Here is a 23727-nt window from a genome sequence, read left to right on the forward strand (position 1 = left end):
ACCACCGTCGTCGGATCGCATGACGCGAACACGTCCGGACGCGTAATCTCGGACCGGCCGACGCCGCACGGTGAGCGCCGTGGGCGGGGCGAAGGGGGAGCGATGGACTTGGCCGGCGCGGGCCACCGGTGGACCCGGATCGCCGCGAGGCTGCGGCGCTCCGGACCGGGCGCGCGGATGCGCGACCTCGCCGCCGACCTCACCGCCGCCGTCCGCGCCCGGCGCCGGCAGCCCACCGGCGCGGGCGAGCTGTGCCGGGCCCTGTGCGAGGAGATGACCGCACTGCGCGGCGGGCGGCCGGTGGAGCTGCGGTTCGAGCGGTTCCCGGACGAGATCGAGGTCACCGGCCTGTGGATGGAGTTCCAGGACTTCGACCTGGTCATCGTCGAGGAACGGGCCGAGGCCGTGCAGCAACTGGTCATCCTCGGACATGAGTTGTGGCATCTGCACACCGGCCACCGCCATCATCACGGGGTCGGCCCGGAGGCGGCCCGCGCGCTGGCCGGCCAGCCCGGCTGGCGTGACATGGCGCTGACGGTGGCCGCACGCAACGGCTCCCGGGCGGCCGACGAGGCCGAGGCCGACGACTTCGGCCACCGGCTGGCGACCGCGTTCCGGCCCTGTGTCGAGCATCCGCTCCGCTCGCCGTCCGACCCCGTGCAGCGCAGCCTCGGCTACCGCGGGCGCGGCGGAGCCGCTCGGTGACCACCTCCTCGGCGGCGGCGAACCCCGGCGGGCTCCTCGGCGAGCTCTACATCTCCTTCTGGATCCCCACCGCGGTGCTGACCACCGCCCTGGTGATCAAACTTCCGACCATCATCCGGCTGTGGCGCGACCCGCTGCTGCGCGCGGTCGGCGGACTGCTGCTGCTCGCCTGCGCGGTGTTCGTGTTCTGCACGCCGTCGACGATCGCGACCGTCAACCGGTGGACCGGCGTCCCCAACATCTCCGCGCCGTGGTGCTACTCGCTCGTCACCGCGTTCGGCGGCTCCTGTCTGCTGCTGATCATCGCCTGGCGCAACGGGCTGGCCGACCGCTCGGCCGCCACCCGGCGCGCGATGCGCTGGGTCATCGCCGGCTACTCCTCGGTGATCACCGCCCTGTGGCTGCTGTTCGCGCTCGCCGACGTCCCGGTGGAACGGCTCCGGGACCTGGACACCTACTACGCCACCACCCCGTTCATGCGCGAGGAGATCCTGCTCTACCTCGTCGCCCACTGCGTCGCCTGCCTCATCACCTCACGGCTGATCTGGAACTGGGTGCGCACCGAGGGCCTGGACGCCTGGCTGCGCTGGGGACTGAAGCTGCTGGGCGTCGGCTACGTCCTGAACCTGATCTTCGACGCCTGCAAGCTGGTCGCGGTCACCGCCCGCTGGTGCGGCTCGGACCTGGACTGGCTCAGCACCAGCCTGGCCCCGCCGGTCGCCGCCCTGTCCGCGATCAACATCGCCGTCGGCTTCATCCTCCCGCACGCCGGCCAGTACCTCCACGACCGCTGGCGGGTCCGGCTCGCCCACCACGAGCTGCGGCCGCTGTACCAGCTGACCCGGACCGTGCACGGCGACGGCGTCCCCTTCGTGCTGCGCGCCACGCCCGAACTGCGGCTGACCCGGCGCGAGACGTTCATCCGCGACGTGCTGCTGCCCCTGACCCGGCGCATCGACGCCGACCTCGACCGGCGCTCCTACGACGCCGCGCTCGGCCTCGGCCACCCGCCCGAGCGGGCCCGGGCCCTGGCCTCCGCGGTCAGCATCCTGAACGCCGTCTCCACCCGGGGCCGTACCCCCGAACCCGCCGACGCGGCCGGCGGCCCGGACGCCACCCACCTCCTGCGGGAGATCGCGGCGGTGTCCCGGGCGCTGCGTCACCCCGACCGGATCGAGGCGGTACGGGAACGTGCGGCCGCCCCAGCAGAGAGCGTTGCCCTTCATGACTGACCGCACCGCCGTCGTCCTCGGCGGCTCCCTCGCCGGCCTGCTCGCGGCCCGGGCGCTCGCCCCCTTCGCGGACCGGGTCGTGGTCGTGGAACGGGACGCGCTGCCCACCGGACCACAGCCGCGCAAGGGGCTCCCGCAGGCCCGGCACGTCCACCAGCTGTGGTCCGGCGGCGCCCACGCCCTGGAGGAACTGCTGCCCGGCACCATCGCAGAGCTGCTCACGGCGGGTGTCCGGCGGGTGCCGGTGACCACCGACATGGTGGCGCTGTCCCCACGGGGCTGGTACCGGCGCTGGGCGGAGTCGGCGTTCGTGCTGCCGGCCAGCCGGGACCTGCTGGACTGGGTGGTGCGCGAGCGGGTCCTCGCCGACGACCGGATCGAACTGCTGACGGGGACCGAGGCGGTCGGCCTGCTCGGCTCGGACCTCGCCGTCACGGGCGTACGGCTGCGGGCGCTCGACTCCGGCGCGGAGCACGTGCGCACCGCCGGCCTGGTCGTCGACGCGACCGGCCGCGGCTCCCGGGCGCCCGCCTGGCTGGCCCGGCTCGGCGGCCCGGCGACCGAGATCCGTGAGGTCGACTCCGGTATCGCCTACGCCAGCCGGATGTTCCGGGCCCCGGCGGAGGCGGTGCGCACCGGCTTCCCGATCGTCACCGTCCAGGCGAGCCCGCGGGGCCGCCGCCCCGGGCGCGGCGGTGTCCTGATGCCGATCGAGAACGGCCGCTGGCTGGTCACCCTCTACGGCAGCCGCGGCGGCGAACCGGGCGCCGGCACCGACGACTTCCTGCGTTACGCCCGGGACGAACTGGCCCACCCCGTCATCGCCGAACTCCTCGCGAACGCGGAGCCGTTGACCGACGTGTCGATGACCCGCACGACCGCCAACCGGCGCCACTTCTACGAACGGGCCCGGACCTGGCCGGAGAACCTGGTGGTCCTCGGCGACGCGGTGTGCGCGCTCAACCCGGTGTACGGGCACGGGATGTCGGTGGCCGCGCAGGGGGCTCTCGCCGTACGGAACGTGCTCGGACGCAAGGGCTGGGGCTCCCCCGGGCTCGCCCGGTCCCTCCAGAAGGCGGTGAGCCGGCCGGCCCGGGCGGCCTGGGAACTGTCCACGGGGGCCGACGTGTTCTACCCCGGCGCGACGGAGAACGGACCGAACCTGCGGGACCGGCTGGCGCACGCCTATGTGGACCGGCTCCTGTACACGGCGACCGGCAACGGCCGGATCGCCCGCCGGGTGACGGACGTGACGGCCCTGGAGCGAGGGGCGGAGGTGCTCCTGTCGCCGGCTGTGCTGCTGGGCGCCCTGCTGGGCCCCCGAAGACCCCAGCTGACCCGGCCCCCGCTCACCACGGACGAACTGAAGGCGGCGGGGGTCCAGTAGCCGGGGGCGCGACGCGCCCCGCACGGGGTGCGGGGCTGCGCCGAACGGACGGTCGAGGCGGCCGCTACCCCTGGAACGCCGGCTGGGCCACGCCCTTCCCCGCGCCCGGGATCACCAGCAGGGAACCCGACGTCGGATCCGGCCGGTCCAGCCCCACCCGAGCCGTCGTCACGTACAGGTCGGTCAGGCCTGCGCCCCCGAACGCACAGGCCGTCGTCAGCGTCGCCGGCAGGCTGATCACCCGGTCCAGCTCGCCGTCAGGGGTGTAGCGGCGCACCGCTCCCCCGCCCCACAGCGCCACCCACACACAGCCCTCCGCGTCGACCGTCAGCCCGTCGGGATAACCGGCCCCCTCCTCGATGGTCACCAACGGACGCCGGTTGGAGGGGAGTTCACCGTCGTAGTCGAAGACGTCCACCCGGCACGTCGGCGTGTCGACGTAGTACACGCGGCTGCCGTCCGGGCTCCAGCCCGTCCCGTTGCTGACCGTGACGTCGGGCAGCAGCGTGGTCACCGAGCCGTCGCCGGTCACCCGGGACAGCGTGCCACCGCCCACCCTCTCGTCGTAGCGCATCGTGCCCGCCCACAGAGAGCCGTCCGGCGCCACCGCCGCGTCGTTGGCGCGGCGGCCGGCGACCGGCTCGCGGTGCAGCCAGCGGAACGTGTCGTCGGGGTCGAGGAGACCGACCCCGTCGCGGAGGTTGAGGACCAGTCCGCCGTTCGCGCGGGGCTTGACCGCGCCGATGTGCTGCTCGGCGGTGCGGACCGTACGACGGTCCGTGACCGGGTCGTAGGTGTGGATCCGCGCGCCCAGGACGTCGATCCAGACGAGGCGGCCGGTGGCCGCGTCCCACGTCGGACCCTCGCCCAGCGTGGCCTCCGCGGCCACCGCGACCTCGTACGCCGTGTACGTGTTCGTCGTCATGCCACGCTCCGGTGACCGAGGCGCTCGGAGAGTTCCGCGGCGCCCTTGGCCGCGAGCTGTTCCAGCTCGACCCGGCGCTCGTCGCTCCAGCGGATCATCGGCACCGAGATGGACAGCGCCGCGACCACCTGGCCGGTGCGGTCGCGGACGGGCGCGGCGACACAGGAGACGTCCGGGTTGGACTCCCGGCTCTCCACGGCGATGCCCCGGGCGCGGATCCCGGTGAGGGCCTCGCGCAGCACCCCCGGCTCGGTGATGCTGTTCGGGGTCATCGCGACGAGGTCGGCGTCGTCCGGGATGCGCGCGGTCAGCTCCTGCTCCGGCAGCGAGGCCAGCAGCATCTTGCCGACCGAGGTGCAGTGGGCGGGGAGCCGGCGGCCGGCGGCGGAGACCATGCGGACCGCGTGCGTGGAGTCGACCTTGGCGATGTAGATGACGTCGGTCCCTTCGAGGATCGCCACGTGCACGGTCTCGTCGCAGGTCTCGGCGACGGACCGGGCGACCTGCTGGCCCTCGGCGGCGAGGTCGAGCTGCTCGGCGTACCGGCTGCCGAGCTGGTACGGGCGGACGCCGAGCCGGTATCGTCCGGGCTGTCCGGGTACGGACACGATGTACGACCGGGCGGAGAGCGTGGTGACCAGTTCGTGCACGGTGGTGCGCGGCAGCTGGAGTCTGCGCACTATGTCGGGGGCGGAGAGAGTCCCGTCCCCGTCGAGGAAGAGCTCAAGAATGTCGAGAGCCCGGGTCACGGCAGGCACGAGGCGTCCCACGTCCGGCCCCCTCCCTTGGGTCTAGGCGCCAGATATCGTCGGAACCGCGGGAGCCGTTCGAGATATCAACAGGCGATCGGCATGACGAACACAGGCTAGCCATCGAGGATTGCCCGGGCAATGGCCGGGAACCAGCCGGGTATCCGTATGTGCACCATGGGTGGCATGCAACTGGACTTCCAGCTGGTGCTGCTGCGCCGTATGGCCGACCACAACCCGGACCTGGTCGAGGACGCCCGGCGCACGCTGGGCGCGTCGATCGCGGACATGCGCGAGGCCAACAGGCGGTGGCAGGCGATGGTCCGTTCGCCCCGGTCCCGCTCGGCGGCGGCCCGCTACCGCTCGGTCCTCGGCCCGCCCGGCTCCGAGACCAGCCGCACCGTCGGCGACCTGGAGTGCACGGCCTGGCAGTGGCCGCTCCCCCTGTGGCCCACCCTCCGCTTCGAGGTCATGGTCGGCCCCGGGAGCGCGGTGTGGAACGAATGGCTGGTCCGCGCCCCCGGCGCCGCCGCCCCGAGGCTGGAGACCCTCGACGACCTCGCCCCCTGGTCCTGCACGGTCGACGAGGCGGCCCGCGCCTTCGCCCCGGCCCGCCCTCTGGAGGGCACGGCCCCGACCCGCTGGGGCCTCACCTTCCAGGTCCCCGACGGCCGTCGGGTGGTCGCGGAGTTCACCTGGGGCCTGCTCCAGCGCACGGCGGTCATCGACGCGCCGCGGTGAGGACCGCCTCCGCCACCCCGGCCACCGATCCGGGATGCAGGAAGAGGAACAGGTTCGGCTCGACCAGTTCCAGCTCCATCACCTGAGGCTGTCCCTCCGCCCCGTCGACCAGGTCCACCCGGGCGTACAGCAGCTCGGGCGCCTCCGGTACGGCGGCCAACGCGCCCTGCGCGACCGTGAGTTCGGCCGGGGTCGGGTCCCACCGCGCCAGGTCGGGGTGGGCGGCCTTGTCCGCGTCGTACGCCGTGCCCGGGGTGAGGACCGCCCGCTTGCGGCTGGCATGCAGCAGCCGGCCGCCGAAGAACTGCAGCGCCCGCTCACCGCTGACGTCGATCCCGGCGACGTACGGCTGGACCATCGCCGTCAGCCCCTCGTCGTGCATCCGGGCCAGCTGCCGTACCGCCGTCCCGTGCTCGCCCGGCGTGTAGCGGGCGGCGAACCGGGCGCCGGCGCCGAAGGTGGGCTTGACCACGAAGTCACCGTCGAACGGCAGCTCGACGGGGTCGCCCGGCGCGAGATACCGGGTCGGCACGACGGGCACACCGGCCGCCGCCAGCTCACCGAGATACCGTTTGTCGCTGTTCCAGCGGACCACGGCGGCCGGGTTCGCGATCCGGGTCGCCTTCCCCACCCGCTCCACCCACGGCAGGAACTCCGCCGTGCGCCAGCTGTAGTCCCAGGTGGAGCGGACGACGACCAGGTCGAAGGCGCCCCACTCGACGTCCGGGTCGTCCCAGGGACGGGCGACCGCGTCCGCCCCCGCCGCGGTCAGCGCGCGCAGCAGCACCGGCAGGTCCTGGTCCCTGCTCGGCTCCGCGCCGGGATCGTAGGTGGCGAGCACTATCCGGGGCACGGCGGGAGCTCCCTCGTCCTGGTGACGGCCGGTGTTCCGGCCCGTCGCAGGCTAACCACTCCGGCCTTCCGTACCGCAACCGCGGCCGCCCTGTTGACCTTCACCCTCGGTGAAGCCCCAGCATCGGTGGCGGACGTCGAGGAACGTGAGGTACGGCATGAAGTGGCTGACCATCGGCGCCTTCGCGAAGGCCTGCCGGCTGTCGCCAAAGGCACTGCGGCTGTACGACGAGCTGGACCTGCTGCGGCCCGCCCGGGTCGACCCGGAGACCGGCTACCGGTACTACGCCGCCGAGCAGCTCGAAGCCGCCCGGCTGGTGGCCTGGCTGCGCCGGCTGGGGATGCCGCTGGCGCGGATCCGCGAGGTGTGCGGGCTGCCCGCCGGCCGGGCCGCTCAGGAGATCCGGGCGTACTGGGCCCGGGTCGAGGCGGAGACCGCCGTACGGGGCGACCTGGCCGCGTTCCTCGTCGACCATCTGTCGGGTGAATCGAGAAGGGACACGACCACCATGCTGGAGTTGCGTTACGCCGCCCACTCGGACCGGGGGCACGTCCGGCCGGCCAACCAGGACACCGTGTACGCGGGGCGCCGGCTGCTGGCCGTCGCCGACGGGTGCGGGGCCGCCGGGGCGTCGGCCAGTGCGGCCGCCGTGCGGGCGCTGAAGTTCCTGGAGGACGCCGAGCTTTCGGCGGGCAACGTGCTGAACCTCCTGGACGACGCGGTGCGTTCGGCGCGTGAGGCCGTGCGGGAGGCGGCGGAGGGCAGTACGGACGCCGGTACGACACTCACCGCGCTGCTGTGGACCGGGTCCCGGCTGGCGCTGGTGCACATCGGGGACTCGCGGGCGTATCTGCTGCGCGACGGAGAGCTGTTCCGCATCACCCACGACCACAGTGTGGTGCAGTCCCTGATCGACGAGGGCCGGCTGGCACCGGAGGAGGCCGGCAGCCATCCGCAGCGGATGCTGCTCGCCAAGGCGCTGTCGGGCGGCGCGTCGTCCGGCACGCCGGATCTGAAGCTGCACGAGGCCCGGGGCGGGGACCGGTATCTGCTGTGCTCGGACGGGTTGAGCAGGGAGGTCTGCGACCGGCGGATCCGGGAGTTGCTGGGGGGCGGAGGTGAGTTGGCGGATGTGGCACGGGGGTTGGTGGACGAGGCGAATGCGGTGGGCGGTGCTGACAACGTGAGCGTCGTCGTCGCTGACGTGGTGTTTGCCACCCGTCCACCCGCCTCGGCCGGATGAGAGGCGTGCGGGGAGCCCCCGTCAGGTAGGAAGTCCGGCATGACCGTTCACGGCACCGACGCCCATGCCGGCCTTCCCGGCCTCCCGCCCCTCGTCCGGCGTGCCGTCGACGCCGCCCGGGCCCGGGGCTTCGCCCACTCCTGCCGCCCGGAGCAGGGGCGGCTGCTCCAGGTGCTCGCCGGTGGTGCGCCCGGGCGGATCGGGGAGACCGGGACCGGGCTGGGGGTCGGGCTGGCCTGGCTGGCCTCCGGGGCCCGGGCCGGCGTCCGGCTCGTCAGCGTGGAACGGGACGCGGGGCGGGCCCGGGCGGCCGCCGGGGTCTTCGCCGCGCACCCCGAGGTGACGGTGGTCCACGGTGACTGGCGGGACATCGCGGCCCACGGCCCGTTCGACCTGCTGGTCCTGGACGGCGGTGGGCAGGGCAAGAGCCCCGGCGACCACCCCGCCGACGTGGAGCGCCTCCTGACCCCCGGCGGCACGGTCGTCGTCGACGACTTCACCCCTTCCCCGCAGTGGCCGCCCCTGCACGAGGGCATGCCGGACCGGGCACGCCTGCACTGGCTGGAACACCCCGCGCTGCGGGCCGTAGAGGTGCGGCTCGCGCCCGATCTGTGCGCCGTCGTGGCGACTCTCGACGCACGCCGGCGGTGACCGGAGGCGGTCGGCCGGTGTACGGGTGGGACGGCCCCGCAGGCGGCGACTGGTGTAGGAAGGGGCTGTCGAGGTTCCGACCGGTGAGGAGTCGTCGCGTGTCCTTTCTCTTTCCGGCCCTGGTGGACGGTCCGGGCGAAGGCGGTGGGCGGGTCGCCCTGCGGTTCGGCGCACGGTCGCTGACGTACGGGCAGCTCGCCGCCGCCGCGGGCGCCCTCGCCGGCCGTATCGCGGACGCCGACCGGGTCGCCGTGTGGGCGACCCCGGAACTGGAGACGGCCGTCGCCGTCGTCGGCACCCTGCTCGCCGGCCGGGCCGCCGTTCCGCTCAACCCCAGGTCGGGCGAGAAGGAACTCGCGCACATCCTCTCCGACAGCGCGCCGGCCGCGGTGCTGGCCGCCCCGCAGGCCGCGCTCCCCGCGGCCCTGGCCGGCCTGCCGCGTATCGACGTCGACGTGCGGGCCGCCGGCCCGGTCCCCGAGGACCGCACCACCGAGGCCGACCCCGCCCTCGTCGTCTACACCTCCGGCACCACGGGACCGCCCAAGGGCGCCGTCCTGCCGCGCCGGGCGCTCGCCACGACCCTGGACGCGCTCGCCGACGCCTGGCAGTGGACCGGGGACGACGTGCTGGTGCACGGGCTGCCGTTGTTCCATGTGCACGGGCTGGTGCTGGGCGTCCTCGGACCGCTGCGGCGCGGCGGCAGCGTCCGGCACCTCGGGCGGTTCGACACCGACGGCGTGACCCGCGAGCTGAACGACGGCGCGACCATGATGTTCGGCGTTCCCACCATGTACCACCGGATCGCCGAGGCGCTGCCCGCCGACCCGGCGCTGGCCAAGGCCCTCGGCCGGGCCCGGCTGCTGGTCTCCGGGTCGGCCGCGCTGCCCGTCCACGACCACGAGCGGATCGCGGCCGCGACCGGGCGGCGGGTCGTCGAGCGGTACGGCATGACGGAGACGCTGATGAACACCAGTGTCCGCGCGGACGGTGAGGCCCGGGCGGGGACCGTGGGCGTGCCGCTGCCGGGGGTGGAGCTGCGGCTGGTGGAGGAGGACGGGACGGCGATCGCCCGCTACGACGGGGAGACCGTCGGGGAGATCCAGGTGCGCGGCCCGAACCTGTTCACCGAGTACCTCAACCGCCCCGACGCCACCGCCGCCGCGTTCACCGCCGACGGCTGGTTCCGGACCGGCGACATGGCCGTGCGCGAGCCGGACGGCTATGTGCGGATCGTCGGCCGCAAGGCCACCGACCTGATCAAGAGCGGCGGTTACAAGATCGGGGCGGGGGAGATCGAGAACGCGCTCCTGGAGTTCCCGGGGGTGCGGGAGGCCGCCGTCACCGGGGAGCCGGACGCGGACCTGGGCGAGCGGATCGTCGCCTGGATCGTCCCCGGGGATCCGCAGTCCCCGCCCGGGGAGCGGGAGCTGGCGGACCATGTGGCCGGCCGGCTCGCCCCGCACAAGCGTCCGCGTGTCGTCCGCTACCTGGACGCCCTCCCCCGCAACGACATGGGGAAGATCATGAAGCGGGCCCTCGGTGCCTGACAACCGCGCGGTCCGGCTCTCCGCCCGGCAGTTCCTCGACCTCGTCGCCGACCCCGGCACCTTCGCCGAACTCCCGCCCCCGGCACGGGAGTCCCGGCCCGACGGCCCGCTCGGCTGGCAGGGCTACGACGCCTCCCGCGCCCGCGCAGCCGAACGCACCGGCGAGGAGGAGTCCGTCGTCGTCGGCACCGCGCGCGTCGAGGGCACGGCGGCCGTGCTGATCGTGTTCGAGTTCGGGTTCCTCGGCGGCTCGCTGGGCGAGCGGACCGGGGACCGGCTGGAGGCGGCGTACCGGCATGCCCGCGGGCACCGGCTCCCGGTGGTGCCGCTGGTGGCCACCGGCGGCAGCCGGATGCAGGAGGGCATGCTCGCACTGTCCCAGCTCCAGCGGGTGGCCCGGCAGTCGGCGCTCACCCGGGAGGCGGGGCTGCCGCAGATCGCGGTCCTGCGCGATCCGACGACCGGCGGCGGCTGGGCCACCCTGGGCGCCGGTGCCGACGTGATCCTGGCGCTGCCCGGGGCGCAGGTGGGTTTCGCGGGCTCCCGGGTCCGCCCGGCGGACGCGGACCCGGCCGCGTACACCGCGTACGCGCAGCTCGCGGCGGGTTCGGCGGACGCCGTGGTACCGCTGGACGAGCTGAAGGCGGCGCTCGGGCTGTGGCTGCGGCTGCTCACCAATGCGGCCACGGTCCCCGCGGCCCCGCCGGACGCCCTGGGCGGCACCGGGCTGCCCGGCACCGGATGGCAGGCCGTCCTGCGGGCCCGGGATCCTCGCCGGCCGCGTGCGCAGGCCTACCTGGACGCCTGCTTCGGCGACCGCCGGGTCGCCCTGGTCGGCGACCGGTGCGGCGGCGCGGATCCGGAGGGGATGCTGTGCGGGTTCGGCGAGCGGGACGGCCGTACCGTCGCCTTCGCCGCGCAGACGGGCACGGCGACCCGGCCCGCCGGATACCGGACCGCCAGCCGCCTGATACGGCTCGCCGACCGGCTCGGGATCCCCGTGCTGACCCTCGTCGACACCCCGGGCGCCGCCAACGACGCCGAGGCGGAACGGCAGGGCGTGGGCGCGGCGATCGCGGAGCTGTTCGGCGAGGTGGCGGCGGCCCGGACGCCGATCACCACCCTGGTCATCGGCGAGGGCGGCTCGGGCGGGGCGCTGGCGCTGGCCGCGCCCGGCAACACCTGGGCCACGCCGGACAGTTATTTCTCGGTCATCGCTCCGGAGCTGGCGGCGGCGATCCTCAAGCGGACTCCGGAGGAGGCCGAGGCCACCGCCGGCCAGCTGCGGATCCGGCCGCAGGACCTGGTGGAGCTGGGCGTGATCCGGGGCATCGCCGGTCACCCCGGCCCCGAGTGACCTCTCCCGGGCGACCGGGGGTCCCCCGGGCGGTGCCGTCGCCGTACGACACCCCGGCGAGCCCGGCGCCCGGTGACGGGGAAACCCCCCGTTCAGCCGTTGCCCCACCCGGCCCCCTCCCGAAGGCGCGCCGCCTGGATCCCCCGGAGGATGCGAAGCAGGCCGCCGACCGGCGGTGCCACCGCGTACGGCCCGCGCACACTCGGGAGGATCTGCCGTGACCGTCAGTCTGGAGCAGTTGCGCCGCTGCCATTTCGCCGTCGATCTGGGGGCCGCCCGCACCCGGGTGTACGTGAAGGGCATGGGCCTGGTCGTCGACCAGCCTTCCGTGGCCGCCGTGAACACGCGGACCGGTGCCCTGATCGCCGTGGGCGAGTTCGCGGAGAAGATGACGGGCCGGACACCCGACTACATCCGCGTGGTGCGCCCCATCTCGGGCGGTACCGTCGTCGACATCGAGATCGCCCAGCGGATGCTGCGCCATCTGCTCGGCGACAAGATCCGGCGCTCCCTGCGCCGAAAGCCCCGGCTGCGCGCGGCGGCCTGCACCCCGCACGACGCGGATCCGCTGGCCCAGCGGGCGACCATCGAGACGCTGGCGGGGCTGGGGGCGCGGCGGGTGGAGCTGGTCGACACGCTGATCGCCGCCGCGGTGGGGTGCGGGATGCCGGTCGAGCGGCCCGAGGCCACCATGATCCTGGTCTGCGGGGCCGCGGCGACCCAGGTCGCGGTGCTCTCCCTCGGGTCGATCGTGTGCGCCGAGCGGCTGCCGGTGGGCGGCGAGGCCGTGGACCGCGCGATCGTGCAGCACCTGCGGCACGAGCACGAACTGATGCTGCCGAGCCAGTCGGTACGGCCCCTGCAGCTCGCCCTGTGCGGGAACGGCCTCACCCCGGACGGCCCGGCCTCCACCGAGATCCACGGGCGGGACGTGGCCACCGGCCTCGCCCGCAGCGTACGGGTCGACACCGCCGCGGTACGCGACGCCATCCACACGCCGCTCACCGGCGTGCTGGACGGGATCGGCAAGGTGCTGCGGGACTGCCCGCCCGATCTGGTCGCCGACCTCGCCGACCGCGGGATCATGATGGTCGGCGGCTCGGCGCTGCTGCCGGGTTTCGACCAGTTGCTGCGCGAGGCCACCGGCATGCCGGTACACATCGCGGAACGGCCGGACGTGTGCGTCGTCCACGGCATCGGCGCGATGCTGGAGGGCCGCATCGAACCCCTGGTGCTGAACCCCCTGGCCGCCTAGCCCCCCACGCCGGACCGGACCGTACAACTGCCGTGCGGCACGCGGTCGGCGGGTGCCACAGTGTCGGGCATGGTGATCTCCCCGCTGCTGCGGCAGCTCGCCCGCACCCGTCGCTTCACCCTCGGCGCTCCCGCCCGTTTCACCGTGGCGCCGGACGGAGCCCGTGTCCTGTTCCTGCGGAGCCGGGCCGGAGACGATCCCGTCGGGTGTCTGTGGTCGCTCGACCCCGCATCCGGTGCGGAGCACCTGCTGGCCGACCCCGCCGGGCTGCTCGACGGCGCGGCCGACGAGGTGCCGGAGGAGGAACGCGTCCGGCGCGAGCGCGCCCGCCAGGCGGCCTCCGGGATCACCGACTACGCCACCGACGCGGCCGTACGGCTCGCCGCGTTCGCGATCTCCGGGCAGCTGTGGGTGGTGGACACCGGCTCCGGCGCGGTCCGGCGGCTGCCCGCCCGCCGGCCGGTGATCGACCCGCGCCCGTCCCCTGACGGCCGTCATGTCGCCTACGTCTCGCACGGCGCGCTCCGGGTGATCGGAGCCGGCGGCGGCGAGGACCGTGCGGTGGCCGAGCCCGGGCCGGCGGAGGGTCCGGACGTCTTCTTCGGCCTGCCGGAGCATGTGGCGAGCGAGTCGATGGGCCGCCACCGGGCGTACTGGTGGGCGCCGGACGGGGAGCGGCTGCTGACCACCCGGGTGGACAACCGGGAGGTCGCGCTCTGGTACGTCACCGACCCGGGCGACCCCGCCAAACCGCCGCGCGCCATGCGCTACCCGCGGGTCGGCACCGCCAACGCCGACGTCACCCTGTGGATCACCGACCTGGCGGGCGGCCGTACCGAGGTCCGCTGGGACCGGGCCGGCTTCGAGTACCTGCCGGTGGCCGGCTGGGACGGGCACGGTCCGTTCGCCGCCGTACTCAGCCGCGACCAGCGCACGCTCCGGGTCCTGGCCGTCGACCCCGCGGACGGCGCGACGAGCCTGCTGGCCGAGCGGCACGACGAGCGCTGGGTGGAGCTGCTGGTGCCCGGGGTGCCCGCGCGGACCGCCTCCGGTCTGCTCGTCGACCACCTGGACCGGGACGAGACCCGGCACCTGGCCGTCGGCGGCGCCCCGGTGACCCCGGAGGGCCTGCAACTGCACGAGGTGCTCGCGGTGGACGGCGAGACGGTGTTCTTCGTGGCCTCCGCGGAACCCACCGAGCGCCATGTGTGGACCTACCGCCGGGGTGAGGGCGTCCGTCGGCTGACCGGGCAGCCGGGCGTGCACACGGGCGCTCACGGCGGTGGCACGCTGGTCCTCACCACGCGATCACCGGACCGGCCGGGCTCGTACACCACCGTGTGCCGGCCGGCCGGCGACGGTCGGCCGGGACCGGCCGGCCGCGCGCCCGTCGAGATCATCTCGCACACCCAACAGCCGCTGCTGGAGCTGCGCTTCGAGTCCGCCGCCGTCGGGCCGCGCGCCCTGCGCACGCGCCTCTTCCTGCCGTCCTGGCACCGGACCGGTGCTGCCCCGCTGCCGGTGCTGGTCGACCCCTACGGCGGCCCCGCGATGCAGAAGGTGCTGGCCGAACAGGCCGGTCACGCCTTCGTCTCGCAGTGGTTCGCCGAACAGGGCTTCGCGGTGCTGGTGGTGGACGGGGCGGGGACGCCCGGGCGCGGGCCTCGCTGGGAGAAGGAGATCTTCGGCGACCTGATCGGCCCGGCCCTGGACGACCAGGTCGCCGCACTGCGGCTGACGGCCGGGCGCCACCCGGAGCTGGACCTCGGCCGGGTCGGGATCCGCGGCTGGTCGTTCGGCGGGACGCTGGCCGCGGCCGCGGTGCTGCGCCGGCCCGACGTCTTCCACGCCGCGGTGGCCGGCGCGCCGCTCACCGACCAGCGTCTCTACGACGCCTGCTGGAAGGAGCGCTTCCTCGGTCCGCCCGACCGGTACCCGGAGCGCTACGAGCTGTCGTCGCTGCTCGCCGACGCTCCGCAGCTCAGCCGCCCGCTGCTGCTGACGCACGGGCTGGGGGACGACAACGCCTTCGTGGCCAACACGTTGCTGCTGTCCCGTGCCCTGCTGGCCGCGGGGCGGCCGCACGAGGTGCTGCCGCTCAGCGGGATGACACACTCCGCGCCGGCCGGCGACACGTTCGCGCGGCTGCTCGGGCACCAACTGGAGTTCCTCCGGCGGCACCTGGGGGGCTGACCGGGCCGGACGGGGGTTTGGTCAGCGATGGTCGGGTGTGGTGGACCGGCGGGCGATGCCGGCCTGGACCGACTCGCGCAGCTCGTCCGGCGTGAAGCCGAGGTCGCGCAGGATCCGTGCGGCCGGGCTCCCGTCGGTGCGGATCAGGCCCAGGAGCATGTGCTCCGTGCCGACCCAGTCGTGGCCCAGGTCGGCGGAGGCGCGGAGTGTCTGCTCGATGGCATCCTTGCTCTCCGGGCGGAACGGGATGTGACCCGGCAGCGCCTTGTGACCGGCAGGCGGCAGCGCTTCCCCGGTCGCGTCGCGGATGCGCTGCTCCGACTCGGTCTTGGCGACCAGCACCTCGTACGCCAGGCCGCGGGGTTCGCCGAGGAGGCCGAGCAGGAGGTGTTCGGTGCCGATGGAGTCGTGCCGGTGGGTCCGGGCGGCCTCCTGGGCCAGCACGATGCCGTGCCGGTTCAGGTTGGTGAACGCTCGAACGGGTCGGCCGTGTGGCGTTGCTGGGCGGCCTGTTTGGTCACCCCGATGGCGTCGCCGATCTCGGTCCAGGACGCGCCGGTCTGCTTGGCCTTGCTGACGTAGTGGTCGATGAGCTGGTCACCGAGGTCGGACAGGGTCTGGGACCGCAGCCGGGCCTCGCTGACCCGGGCGGGCGGGTCGGCTTCGGGAAGTTCCTCGTCGAGTCGGGCGATCAGGTCGGCGAGGCTGATGTCGAGTGACTCATGCGTCAATCCTGAATTGACGACCTGTGACCGTCAATCCGTGTTTGACGGTCGGTCGGGACCAAGGCCCGCCCTGGGGGCGGGTGTTGTGCGGCCCGCGGACAGCCCCCCGCCTAGTACGGGAGGATCCGCCCGGAAGGCGTCCTGCGGTCGATCTCCTGCCCCCGGGGAGCGGGCCGACGAACAACGCGTACGCGGATCCGACCGTCCATGACGCCCTCCTCATTGCCGAGCCCTGACCGGGCCTGCCGTCCGGTAGGAGGGCCATGCCCCGCGACCGGCACCTCCAAGCCTCATGAGCGCCGCGAGTTGGCAAACCGTCTTCCCCCTGCCCATCACCTCCGTCCGGGAACCGGGCCGCCGCCGGACCCGTCGCGTGACACTCCCGCAACGCGACGTCATCCGCACGTAACGACCGGGGACTTGGCGGCGGTCAGCCGCGCCGGGGCGGCCGGACCCGGAGCACCCGTCTCGCGCGGGCCTCCCCCGCCTCCGGTCTGGCGTGGGCCTCGGCCGCCGAGGCCGGCGGCAGCACCTCGGCGGCGCGCGGGCGCGGCAGCCCGCCGGCCGGCAGCCGGCCGACATGGGCGGCGGCCTCGGCGAGTTCGCCGGCGCGGGCACCGGACGGTTCTCCGCCGGTGACCCGGCCGTACGTCAGCGGCGGGCCGTGGCGGTGGAGCTGGGTTCCGTGCCCTCCGCGCGGAGCGAACCGCGGCCGGAGCCGGGGGTGCGGGCGGGCCGGGGCGTGGCGTCGGCCTCGGTCGCCTGCTTCCTCGCGTGGTGCCGGGGTACGACGTCCTGCGGGAAGGTCAGCTGGCCGTTCATCCACTTCAGGGCGGCGGGCATCTCCCGTACCCAGGTGGGGAAGTTGTGGCTGCCGTCCTCCGGGAGGATCGAGACGACCCGCATGGGCGCCCGGACGGCCTTGATGAAGGCCTGCGTCTCGGGGTACCCCTTCTCGCCGTGCTTGCTGTTGGCGACCAGGACCGAGACCTGCGGGACGGGCAGGTGCTTCAGCCGCCACATCAGGTCATGGCCGTCGACCCGTGCCTGACGGCCCGGACCGCTGCCGAAGAGGTTGCCGGTGGTGGGGTCGTCCTTGACCTTGTAGTCCGGGGACAGGGCGGCGGCCGTGGTGTAGACGCCGGGGTCGCGCATCGTGAGCTGGAGGGCGCAACTGCCGCCCGAGGAGTACCCCATGACGCCCCAGGAACTCGCGTCGTGCCCGGCCCGGTAGGCGGACCTGATCGCCTCCGGTAGGTCCTTGGCCAGGAACGTCTCGGTCTGCGGTCCGCCGGGGACGTCCACGCACTCGGTGTCGCGCGGCGGGGCGATCGTGGGCCGGATCATCACCATGATCGTCGGCTGCATCTGGCCCCTGCCCTGCAGTTCCCCGGCGGTCTGCGAGACCCGCAGGTGCTGCGCGAGGTTGAAGATGCTGCCCGGGTAGCCGCTCAGCGCGACGATCACCGGGAACCGCATGCGGTGGTAGGCCTTCTGGAAGTACTGCGGCGGCAGATAGACGAAGGCCGGGTCGACCACGCCGGTGCGCCTGCCGACGATCTTGACGGATTCCACCCGGCCGACGGCCGCGGCCGGTCCGTCCGGCAGTCCGCTGACCCGGTTCAGCTGCTGGTCGCCCGCGGGCTGTACGAGCGCGCCGTGAACGCTGCTTATGCCGTTCACCGAGCCGTCGCCGCTTCCGCCGGCCGCCTGCGTGACGCCGACGGGAGCGGTGTCGACGTCGCCGAACAGTTCGTTCCAGGAACCGAAGAACTGGTACGACGAGTTCACCGCGCACGCGAACGCCGCGACGATCGTCACCTGGGTGACGGCGACGCCCCCGAGCCGCCCCAGCACCGGCCACAGCCCCGGCCTGGCGAAGCGCGGCCACAGCCAGACCAGCAGCGCCACACAGAGGGCGGCCAGCGCCACCGTCGCGTATACGGTCGTTCGACTGGTCAAACCCATGTCGTTCAGTCCCTGACTTCCCTGCCCGTGCGTATGCCCTACGCACAGGAGGAGGGCGGAAGAGCCTTTCCCGTTCCGTAACGAGCGATTCAGGCAAAAGACATTGCCTGTTCCTTTATGTCGCAGGGTGATCGACTTCGGCCCGGGTCCGGGCGGCCGCGGGCACGTCCCGGAGTGCTCCGCCAGGCCCCCGGCGGATCCCGTCCGCCGGGGGCGCTCGCTCACCTGACGTCGACGAAGTCGCCCGCGGCGGTGGCCGGACCGGTGGTGGCGGTGCCGGGGAAGAGGAAGCGGAAGAAGCCGTCCGTCCGCGCCGTGGTGGTGGTCCGCAGCGCGCCGCGGCTGCCACTGGTGACGGTCTTCAGGGTGGTGTACGTGGAACTGCCCTTCTTGCGGAACTGCAGCCGTACCGGCTGTCCCCGGTAGCCGGCGTAGCCGCCGCTCTCCCAGTCGGCGCGGGTGAGCCTGCCGGTGACCGTGACGGTCCTGCCCTTCTTCACCGGCTCGGGCGCGGCGTTCACCGTCACCCTGGCCAGCCGCTGGACCCGGGCCGTACCGGCGACGTCGGTCTCCGTCCAGTCGTCGCCGGTGTCCTGCGCCCCGGCGAGCACCTTCCAGGTGCCGGCGAGAGCGTTGTGGCGGAAGTCCCGTGCGGCGTCCACGGCGAAACTCACCTTGCAGGTGACGGTGGTGCGGTCGGCGGAGGCCGCCGTGCACGTTCCCGGCTGCGGGTAGAGCGGCAGGATGCCGTCGGCGTCGTCGGTGTTCGGACCGTGCCACAGATAGGCCCAGGACGCGGCGACGCCGTCCGGGTCCGCGGCGGTCCAGCTGATGGTCACGGTCCTCCTGGTGGTCAGGCCGAGTACGACGGGCCTGCCGCCGTTGACGACGACGTCCGAGAACGCCGTACCGCCCGACGCGGTCGCGGCGTCCGCCCGGGCGGCTGCCGGAACCACGGACGTGTAGGAACAAGCGGCAAGGGACAACAGCACGACGGCCGCACGCACACGCATGGACTCCCCCTCGGGATCGACGGCCTCACCGGCTCCGCACGGCAGGCCTGATGACGGGTCATGCCGACTAGACACACGAGGGCCGGTCCCGGTTGCCCCCGGTCTGCGCCGCCCCGTCCCAGGCGCATCCCAGCGGTGATCCGTCCCCGCAGATCACAGGCGTGCCACTGTCCCGGCGTCCCGGCCGAAGAGAAGCCGGGCCCGTTCGGGACGAGCCCTGCCAGCCTGATCCCTGCCGGGAGCTCCCGGCCACCAACCTGAGGGGGAACACCAGATGGGACAGAGGACGCTTCTGCGGGGTCTGACCCTCGCCGTGGCAGCGGTCCTGCCCCTGTACGGGCCGACGGCGGTACAGGCGGCACAGGCGGCGGAGTCCGCCGCGGCCGCCGCGGTCGCGGTCTGCGGGCACACCAGCGCACAGCCCACCCTGCGGCAGGGATCGACCGGAGACCCGGCCGTCGAGGCTCAGTGCGAACTCAATCTGGCGACCAAGCCGAGCCAGTACACGCCGATCGCGGCGGACGGCTCGTTCGGACCGGCGACGGAGACGCGGGTCGAGGAGTTCCAGCGGTGCGCCGGCCTGGACGCGGACGGCGTGCTCGGCCCGCAGACCTGGGCGGCGCTGAACACCTGGGCCGCACAACCGCACACCTGCGCGACCCAGGGCACGCCGGGCACGGTGCAGGCGGCCGTGTGCGGCCACACCGACACCCGGCCGAGCCTGCGGAAGGGCGCGAAGGGCACCGAGGTCGAGGAGGCGCAGTGCCGGCTGAACCTGGCCATGGAGCCCTTCCACTACCCGCCTCTGACGATCGACGGTGACTTCGGGGGCGGCACCGAGAGCCGGGTCATCGAGTTCCAGCACTGCGCCAACCTCGGTGCCGACGGCGTCGTGGGCCCCAACACCTGGGCGAAACTGGTCGACTGGTCCAGTCGTCAGGCGTACTGCACGCCACCGCGCCCGGCCGGCCACCCGGTCGACGGACTGGACACCGCCAAGTACCAGCACCCCGGCGGCGCGCCGATCGACTGGAAGGCCGTCAGGGCCTCGGGGGCCGAGTTCGCGACGGTCAAGGCCACCCGCGGGCTGAACGTCACCGACGAATACCTCGCCACCGACCTCCCGGCGGCCAGGGCGGCGGGGCTGGCCGTCGCGCCCTACCACTTCTACACGGGCACCGCGGCCGGCACCGGTGCCGCGCAGGCCGACCGGTTCATCGCCGCCGTGCAGGCGACCGGCTACACCGGGCAGCGGGCGGGCGACCTGCCGCCGGTGTTCGACCTGGAGCGCATGGACGACGGCAGCGGGCGCTGCCCCACCTACGGCACGGTGGCCGACGCCAGGGCCTGGCTCGACAAGGTGGAGGCGGCCTTCGGCCGCACGCCGATCATCTACACCCAGAAGTCCTTCCTGGACGACTGCCTGGGTTCGACCACCGCCTTCGCCCGGTATCCGCTGCAACTCGCGGACTACCGCCAGTCGATCACCCAGCCGCCGGTCCCGAACGGCTCGACGACCTGGGCGATGTGGCAGTACACCGACGCGGCGCTGTTCCCGGGCATCAAGGCACCGGCGACCGCGGACGTGTTCAACGGCACCCAGGCCGACCTCGACCGGCTGGCCAACCGCTGATCCCGGCCGTACCAAGGAGGATCCCGATGACCACCCGGACCACCCGGCCCACCCGGTTCGCACGCGCGTCCCTGGTCGCGCTGTTCGTCACCGTGGGCTTCACCGCTCCCGCACACACCGCCTCGGCCGCAACCGCGGCCACGAGCTGCTACGGCGGGGCCGTCACCGTGCGCTACGGGGACGTCCTCGACTTCGGCCCCTACTGGACCACCAGCCGCTGCACCGACATCAACATGCGGGTCACCGGCGGAACCGCGGAGTACGTGAACGCCTGCGTGAAGTTCGCGAAGACCGGCGTCTGCAACCGCTGGACCAAGGTCGGCCGCGGCTGGACGACCATCGCCACCGACGTCCTGGACGGCACCAAGTTCACGGTGCCCAACGGCGTGCCCCTGGAGGGCGACGACGCCGTCGTACAGATCGCCTTCTGACCCTCGTCCTCTGCCCTCGCACGGAACGGAGACCACCATGATCCGGAGCAGGATCCTGCCCGCGGCCCTGATCACCGCGGCCGCCCTGCTGGGAGTGGGCGTCGCGCCCGCCTCCGCAGGGACCTCGGCCGCCGCCACCAGCTGCTACGGCGGCGCGAAGACCCTGACGTACCACTACCAGGCGGCCGCCAAGGAGTACGGCACCTACACCACGTCCTCGCGGTGCAACGACATCAACCTGCGGCTCGTCACGGACGAGCCGGGCGTGTACCTGGACGCCTGCGTGGTGTTCACCGACCACACCACCAAGTGCAACAACGGCGACGCGTACACCACCCACGGTACCGAGTGGGGAACCGTCGCCACCGACGTCCTGGACGGCACCCACTTCGTCCTGCGCGTGCACGCCTACGACACCGACGCGCAGAACGTGACCTTCCAGATCGCCTACTGACCCATCCTCTTCGCGCCTCTTCCCGAAAGGACGACCATGTCTTCCTCCTTCCGCCCCATCGACCGCCGCACCATGCTGCGCGGCACGCTGGCCGCCGGTGCCGGCGTCGCCTTCGGCCAGCTGCTGTTCCCGGGTGTCGCGCAGGCCTATTCGTGGTCGCGCACACTGACCCAGGGCGCGACGGGCGCCGACGTGACGGAACTGCAGATCCGGGTCGCGGGCTGGGCCGCGGACAGCGCGAGCCAGAGCCGGGTGGGCATAGACGGGGAGTTCGGCCCCGGTACGGCGGCCGCCGTGCGCCGGTTCCAGGCGGCGTACGGTCTCAGCGTCGACGCCGAGGTCGGACCCAACACCCAGGCCAAGCTCAACTCGCTGGAGCAGTCGGACGGTTCCACGCTGCACTTCAACTGGAGCGAGTTCTACAACCAGACGGACGGCACCTTCAACGGCGGCAAGCTGAGCGCGTCGCAGGTGAAGGAGAACGTCCGCCGCTGCATGTACAAGCTGGAGGCGCTGCGCAAGAAGCTCGGCGACAAGCCGATCACGGTCAACTCCGGCTTCCGCAGCATCGCGCACAACGCCGACATCGGCGGCGCGAGCGACAGCATGCACCTGTACGGCACGGCCGCCGACCTGGACGTGTCCGGCGTGGCCACCAAGACCGTCTACCAGAAGGCGGAGACCTGCGGGTTCTCCGGGCTGGAGACGTACACCGTCGACCACCAGCACGTCGACAGCCGGGCCGACCTCGGCCGCGCCTGGTGGTGGGAGAACGGCACGGTCTGATCGCGCTCCCGGGGGAGCGGAGCTCCGGGTACCGCCGCTTCGGTACCCGGAGCTCCGGGCTTCATCTCTTCGGTACGGGTGTGCTGTGGGACGTGCTCTTCAGCGCCGCCTCGCAGGAGGGCCAGTCGTGGAAGTCGTGCCGTACGCTCCACAGGCGATGGGCCGCCCTGATGTTCCAGTCCGGGTCGAACGCCCGCAGCGGGGTGCCGTGGAGTTCCCGCAGGCGCGCGTCGGAGATCTGGAACACGCCCCAGTTGCGGCTGCCGTTGGTGTTGGGCAGTACGTACAGCGGGTCGAGGAAGGACGCGCAGCGGGCCACGGCCACGGCGGTCCCGGGATCTTCGACGAACACCTCACGGACCCGTTTCGCCACCCTCGCCGACGACCACGTGGTCATGCTCACCTTCCGCGCGTAGAGCGCCTTCTTGGTGGCGTCGTCGACCACGTTGGTGGCGGGCAGACCCGCGAGCACCTGGAACGCGGTCAGCCGGCGCAGGGTCTCCGGCCCGAAGTCCCCGTCGATGGCGAGCCTCCCCTCGGCCCGCGTCAACAGGGTCTGCACCTCCCGCACGCACTCGTCGTGCTGCCCCATGCTCACCGACTTGCAGGCAGGGGAGTACAGCAGCTCGCCGTCGGCCGCCGGCGCGTCACCGGCGATGCTTCCGACCGGCATCCACACGAACCCGGCCACCAGCACCACCGCGGCAACGGCGGCCAGTATCGCGGAACGTGAGGACAGCTTGTCCGGGAACCGGTACCGCCGCGGCTTCGCGGTCCTTTCAGGGACGGTCTCCGCCGGGGTCACATCACCCGGCGCCGGGCTCGCCGGCACCTCCGCGGCCGGCGCCTCCGCCCCGTCGGCCGCCGCCCCCGCCTCGGGCTCCGGGTCCTCCTTGACGGTCGCGGCCGGTACGTCCCGGTCGGTGTCCGCCAGCGCCCACAGCCGGTGGAGTTCGCGGAGCTCCTCCGCGCTCGCGCCGCACACCTTGGCGAAGGCGTGCACCACCCGGTAGTCCGCCGGAACGCTGAGCCCCGAGCAGTACCGATGCAGGCTGGAACCGCTGACGCCCGCCTCCTTCCCGAGACGGTCGTACCCCCGGCCGCTGCGGTCCTTCAGCATCCGGAGGTGGGCGGCGAACTTGTCGGTCCGCGGAGAGGCAACCATACGTCCCCCCTTGCTCAAGCCTCTACTGACGGGTAGAAGCTACACCGCGGGATTGGGGCGCGTACGTTCTTTCGATATCGCCCTCGGGTCATCAACTCCCGTCCCTGCATTCATATTTGACAGCACGTCAACAAGGCCCGTCTGCACTTCTTCGCCGACCGGCGCGAGGACGCACTGCGAGCCCTCAGCGACACCGTCCGCACCCGAGTGACCTGCACCAAGCAGGCGGACATCGCGCTGCGCGGGGACATTCGGGAATCCCTTATCCGCGATCTCGAGCTAGGCCCACCAGGAACTGGAGCACGATCCCGCTCTCGCCAAGGTGAGAATCGCCGTAACGGGACTGCTCCTGCCGGACCGGCGGACCGGCCACGCCCCCGGACCGCTTCGAACTCAAGTCAGCCGGGCTCTTGATCGCATCGGCGCCCACGAAGAGGCCCGTCACATCGAATCCCTCTCGGCCTGAGCCGACTGCGCGGCGAAGCAGCCTTCTACAGCGCCATCACCGTACAGCCACCATCAGGCGGGCACCTCGCGACGCTCGCAGATCCCGACATGAGAACCGTCCGGCCCCCTCTGATCGTCACCGGGCAACTCCGGGCGACGGTCCGTAGGCGGAAGACAGCCCAGGCACAAACAGCACGCGCCTTCACACCCGCTTCGATCCGGAGACACGCGGGCCGAGCCCCCCGCCCCGTCCTGGAACATCGC

22 protein-coding genes are annotated in these 23727 nt (G+C 73.3%); 14 read left to right on the forward strand and 8 right to left on the reverse strand.

The features are described from left to right. The first annotated feature begins 102 nt into the window (after window positions 1-102). From ACZ4O3_RS21145 to ACZ4O3_RS21155, 3 genes are read left to right on the forward strand one after another with little or no spacing between them, the layout of a single operon-like run. Window positions 103-705, forward strand: a complete 603-nt coding sequence (locus tag ACZ4O3_RS21145; RefSeq protein WP_362718155.1) for a toxin-antitoxin system, toxin component family protein — start codon at window positions 103-105, stop codon at window positions 703-705. Next, complete coding sequence (locus ACZ4O3_RS21150; protein WP_362718152.1) at window positions 702-1937, forward strand: MAB_1171c family putative transporter; 1236 nt, start codon at window positions 702-704, stop codon at window positions 1935-1937. Before ACZ4O3_RS21145 ends, ACZ4O3_RS21150 begins: the two co-directional genes overlap by 4 nt. Then, window positions 1930-3324 carry an FAD-dependent oxidoreductase gene (locus ACZ4O3_RS21155; RefSeq protein ID WP_467723554.1) on the forward strand — a complete coding sequence of 465 codons (1395 nt, stop codon included), beginning with the start codon at window positions 1930-1932 and terminating at the stop codon, window positions 3322-3324. The genes ACZ4O3_RS21150 and ACZ4O3_RS21155 overlap by 8 nt, the downstream gene beginning before the upstream one ends. 64 nt (window positions 3325-3388) lie before the next feature. On the opposite strand, the gene ACZ4O3_RS21160 is transcribed toward ACZ4O3_RS21155, so the two are convergent. Further along, a complete protein-coding gene (locus tag ACZ4O3_RS21160) occupies window positions 3389-4249 on the reverse strand; it encodes an SMP-30/gluconolactonase/LRE family protein (protein WP_362718146.1) in 861 nt (286 codons plus the stop codon). Further along, window positions 4246-5019, reverse strand: coding sequence for an IclR family transcriptional regulator (locus ACZ4O3_RS21165; protein WP_362718143.1), 774 nt, complete (start codon window positions 5017-5019; stop codon window positions 4246-4248). The genes ACZ4O3_RS21160 and ACZ4O3_RS21165 overlap by 4 nt, the downstream gene beginning before the upstream one ends. A gap of 165 nt (window positions 5020-5184) precedes the next feature. On the opposite strand from ACZ4O3_RS21165, the gene ACZ4O3_RS21170 reads away from it, so the two are divergent. Beyond that, window positions 5185-5739 carry a hypothetical protein gene (locus tag ACZ4O3_RS21170; RefSeq protein ID WP_467723556.1) on the forward strand — a complete coding sequence of 185 codons (555 nt, stop codon included), beginning with the start codon at window positions 5185-5187 and terminating at the stop codon, window positions 5737-5739. Here the strand turns inward: ACZ4O3_RS21170 and ACZ4O3_RS21175 are convergent. After that, window positions 5720-6592, reverse strand: coding sequence for an ATP-grasp domain-containing protein (locus tag ACZ4O3_RS21175; RefSeq protein WP_362718139.1), 873 nt, complete (start codon window positions 6590-6592; stop codon window positions 5720-5722). The two genes, ACZ4O3_RS21170 and ACZ4O3_RS21175, sit on opposite strands and share 20 nt — an antisense overlap. Before the next feature lie 157 nt (window positions 6593-6749). Between ACZ4O3_RS21175 and ACZ4O3_RS21180 the strand changes: the two genes are divergently transcribed. The 6 genes from ACZ4O3_RS21180 to ACZ4O3_RS21205 all read left to right on the forward strand — a co-directional run bounded on the left by ACZ4O3_RS21180 (window position 6750) and on the right by ACZ4O3_RS21205 (window position 14841). After that, window positions 6750-7835: a MerR family transcriptional regulator gene (locus ACZ4O3_RS21180; RefSeq protein WP_362718136.1), complete on the forward strand. Its 1086-nt coding sequence runs from the start codon at window positions 6750-6752 to the stop codon at window positions 7833-7835. 39 nt (window positions 7836-7874) lie between these two features. Continuing rightward, entirely contained in the window at window positions 7875-8486 is a 612-nt protein-coding gene (locus ACZ4O3_RS21185; RefSeq protein WP_467723558.1) for an O-methyltransferase, read from the forward strand. A gap of 98 nt (window positions 8487-8584) precedes the next feature. Then, on the forward strand, window positions 8585-10036 hold the full coding sequence (locus tag ACZ4O3_RS21190; protein ID WP_467723560.1) for an acyl-CoA synthetase: 1452 nt from the start codon (window positions 8585-8587) through the stop codon (window positions 10034-10036). Continuing rightward, the gene (locus tag ACZ4O3_RS21195; protein ID WP_467723562.1) at window positions 10029-11393 is read left to right on the forward strand and encodes a carboxyl transferase domain-containing protein; all 1365 of its coding nucleotides are present in this window, start codon (window positions 10029-10031) and stop codon (window positions 11391-11393) included. The genes ACZ4O3_RS21190 and ACZ4O3_RS21195 overlap by 8 nt, the downstream gene beginning before the upstream one ends. Before the next feature lie 217 nt (window positions 11394-11610). Continuing rightward, a complete protein-coding gene (locus tag ACZ4O3_RS21200) occupies window positions 11611-12648 on the forward strand; it encodes a rod shape-determining protein (protein WP_362723509.1) in 1038 nt (345 codons plus the stop codon). Window positions 12649-12717: 69 nt separating this feature from the next. Then, the gene (locus tag ACZ4O3_RS21205; RefSeq protein ID WP_467723564.1) at window positions 12718-14841 is read left to right on the forward strand and encodes a S9 family peptidase; all 2124 of its coding nucleotides are present in this window, start codon (window positions 12718-12720) and stop codon (window positions 14839-14841) included. 21 nt (window positions 14842-14862) lie between these two features. On the opposite strand, the gene ACZ4O3_RS21210 is transcribed toward ACZ4O3_RS21205, so the two are convergent. From ACZ4O3_RS21210 to ACZ4O3_RS21225, 4 genes are all read right to left on the reverse strand, one after another. After that, window positions 14863-15285 carry a Clp protease N-terminal domain-containing protein gene (locus ACZ4O3_RS21210; RefSeq protein ID WP_362731853.1) on the reverse strand — a complete coding sequence of 141 codons (423 nt, stop codon included), beginning with the start codon at window positions 15283-15285 and terminating at the stop codon, window positions 14863-14865. A gap of 14 nt (window positions 15286-15299) precedes the next feature. Continuing rightward, window positions 15300-15572 (reverse strand): hypothetical protein, encoded by a 273-nt coding sequence (locus ACZ4O3_RS21215; protein WP_362731855.1) that lies wholly within the window; start codon window positions 15570-15572, stop codon window positions 15300-15302. Between the two features lie 645 nt (window positions 15573-16217). Continuing rightward, window positions 16218-17534, reverse strand: a complete 1317-nt coding sequence (locus ACZ4O3_RS21220; protein ID WP_467723566.1) for an alpha/beta hydrolase — start codon at window positions 17532-17534, stop codon at window positions 16218-16220. Between the two features lie 221 nt (window positions 17535-17755). After that, complete coding sequence (locus ACZ4O3_RS21225) at window positions 17756-18547, reverse strand: hypothetical protein (protein ID WP_362716695.1); 792 nt, start codon at window positions 18545-18547, stop codon at window positions 17756-17758. 274 nt (window positions 18548-18821) lie between these two features. On the opposite strand from ACZ4O3_RS21225, the gene ACZ4O3_RS21230 reads away from it, so the two are divergent. From ACZ4O3_RS21230 to ACZ4O3_RS21245, 4 genes are read left to right on the forward strand one after another with little or no spacing between them, the layout of a single operon-like run. Next, window positions 18822-20180 (forward strand): GH25 family lysozyme, encoded by a 1359-nt coding sequence (locus ACZ4O3_RS21230; RefSeq protein ID WP_467723568.1) that lies wholly within the window; start codon window positions 18822-18824, stop codon window positions 20178-20180. Window positions 20181-20206: 26 nt separating this feature from the next. Continuing rightward, on the forward strand, window positions 20207-20611 hold the full coding sequence (locus tag ACZ4O3_RS21235; RefSeq protein WP_362716701.1) for a hypothetical protein: 405 nt from the start codon (window positions 20207-20209) through the stop codon (window positions 20609-20611). Between the two features lie 37 nt (window positions 20612-20648). Next, complete coding sequence (locus ACZ4O3_RS21240) at window positions 20649-21065, forward strand: hypothetical protein (RefSeq protein ID WP_362716704.1); 417 nt, start codon at window positions 20649-20651, stop codon at window positions 21063-21065. Window positions 21066-21101: 36 nt separating this feature from the next. Next, window positions 21102-21851 carry a D-Ala-D-Ala carboxypeptidase family metallohydrolase gene (locus tag ACZ4O3_RS21245; protein ID WP_384987751.1) on the forward strand — a complete coding sequence of 250 codons (750 nt, stop codon included), beginning with the start codon at window positions 21102-21104 and terminating at the stop codon, window positions 21849-21851. Window positions 21852-21912: 61 nt separating this feature from the next. Here ACZ4O3_RS21245 and ACZ4O3_RS21250 read toward each other — a convergent pair whose 3' ends face one another. Continuing rightward, a complete protein-coding gene (locus ACZ4O3_RS21250) occupies window positions 21913-23016 on the reverse strand; it encodes a helix-turn-helix domain-containing protein (protein ID WP_467723570.1) in 1104 nt (367 codons plus the stop codon). Between the last annotated feature and the right edge of the window lie 711 nt (window positions 23017-23727).

It is taken from the genome of Streptomyces sp. NPDC026515 (assembly GCF_055567595.1).

Bases quoted from the DNA above. Each gene is read 5' to 3' on its own strand.
- ACZ4O3_RS21145 (WP_362718155.1), top strand. From the start codon at position 103: ATGGACTTGGCCGGCGCGGGCCACCGGTGGACCCGGATCGCCGCGAGG.
- ACZ4O3_RS21155 (WP_467723554.1), top strand. From the start codon at position 1,930: ATGACTGACCGCACCGCCGTCGTCCTCGGCGGCTCCCTCGCCGGCCTG.
- ACZ4O3_RS21160 (WP_362718146.1), bottom strand. From the start codon at position 4,249: ATGACGACGAACACGTACACGGCGTACGAGGTCGCGGTGGCCGCGGAG.
- ACZ4O3_RS21170 (WP_467723556.1), top strand. From the start codon at position 5,185: ATGCAACTGGACTTCCAGCTGGTGCTGCTGCGCCGTATGGCCGACCAC.
- ACZ4O3_RS21180 (WP_362718136.1), top strand. From the start codon at position 6,750: ATGAAGTGGCTGACCATCGGCGCCTTCGCGAAGGCCTGCCGGCTGTCG.
- ACZ4O3_RS21185 (WP_467723558.1), top strand. From the start codon at position 7,875: ATGACCGTTCACGGCACCGACGCCCATGCCGGCCTTCCCGGCCTCCCG.
- ACZ4O3_RS21205 (WP_467723564.1), top strand. From the start codon at position 12,718: ATGGTGATCTCCCCGCTGCTGCGGCAGCTCGCCCGCACCCGTCGCTTC.
- ACZ4O3_RS21220 (WP_467723566.1), bottom strand. From the start codon at position 17,534: ATGGGTTTGACCAGTCGAACGACCGTATACGCGACGGTGGCGCTGGCC.
- ACZ4O3_RS21225 (WP_362716695.1), bottom strand. From the start codon at position 18,547: ATGCGTGTGCGTGCGGCCGTCGTGCTGTTGTCCCTTGCCGCTTGTTCC.
- ACZ4O3_RS21230 (WP_467723568.1), top strand. From the start codon at position 18,822: ATGGGACAGAGGACGCTTCTGCGGGGTCTGACCCTCGCCGTGGCAGCG.
- ACZ4O3_RS21235 (WP_362716701.1), top strand. From the start codon at position 20,207: ATGACCACCCGGACCACCCGGCCCACCCGGTTCGCACGCGCGTCCCTG.
- ACZ4O3_RS21240 (WP_362716704.1), top strand. From the start codon at position 20,649: ATGATCCGGAGCAGGATCCTGCCCGCGGCCCTGATCACCGCGGCCGCC.
- ACZ4O3_RS21245 (WP_384987751.1), top strand. From the start codon at position 21,102: ATGTCTTCCTCCTTCCGCCCCATCGACCGCCGCACCATGCTGCGCGGC.
- ACZ4O3_RS21250 (WP_467723570.1), bottom strand. From the start codon at position 23,016: ATGGTTGCCTCTCCGCGGACCGACAAGTTCGCCGCCCACCTCCGGATG.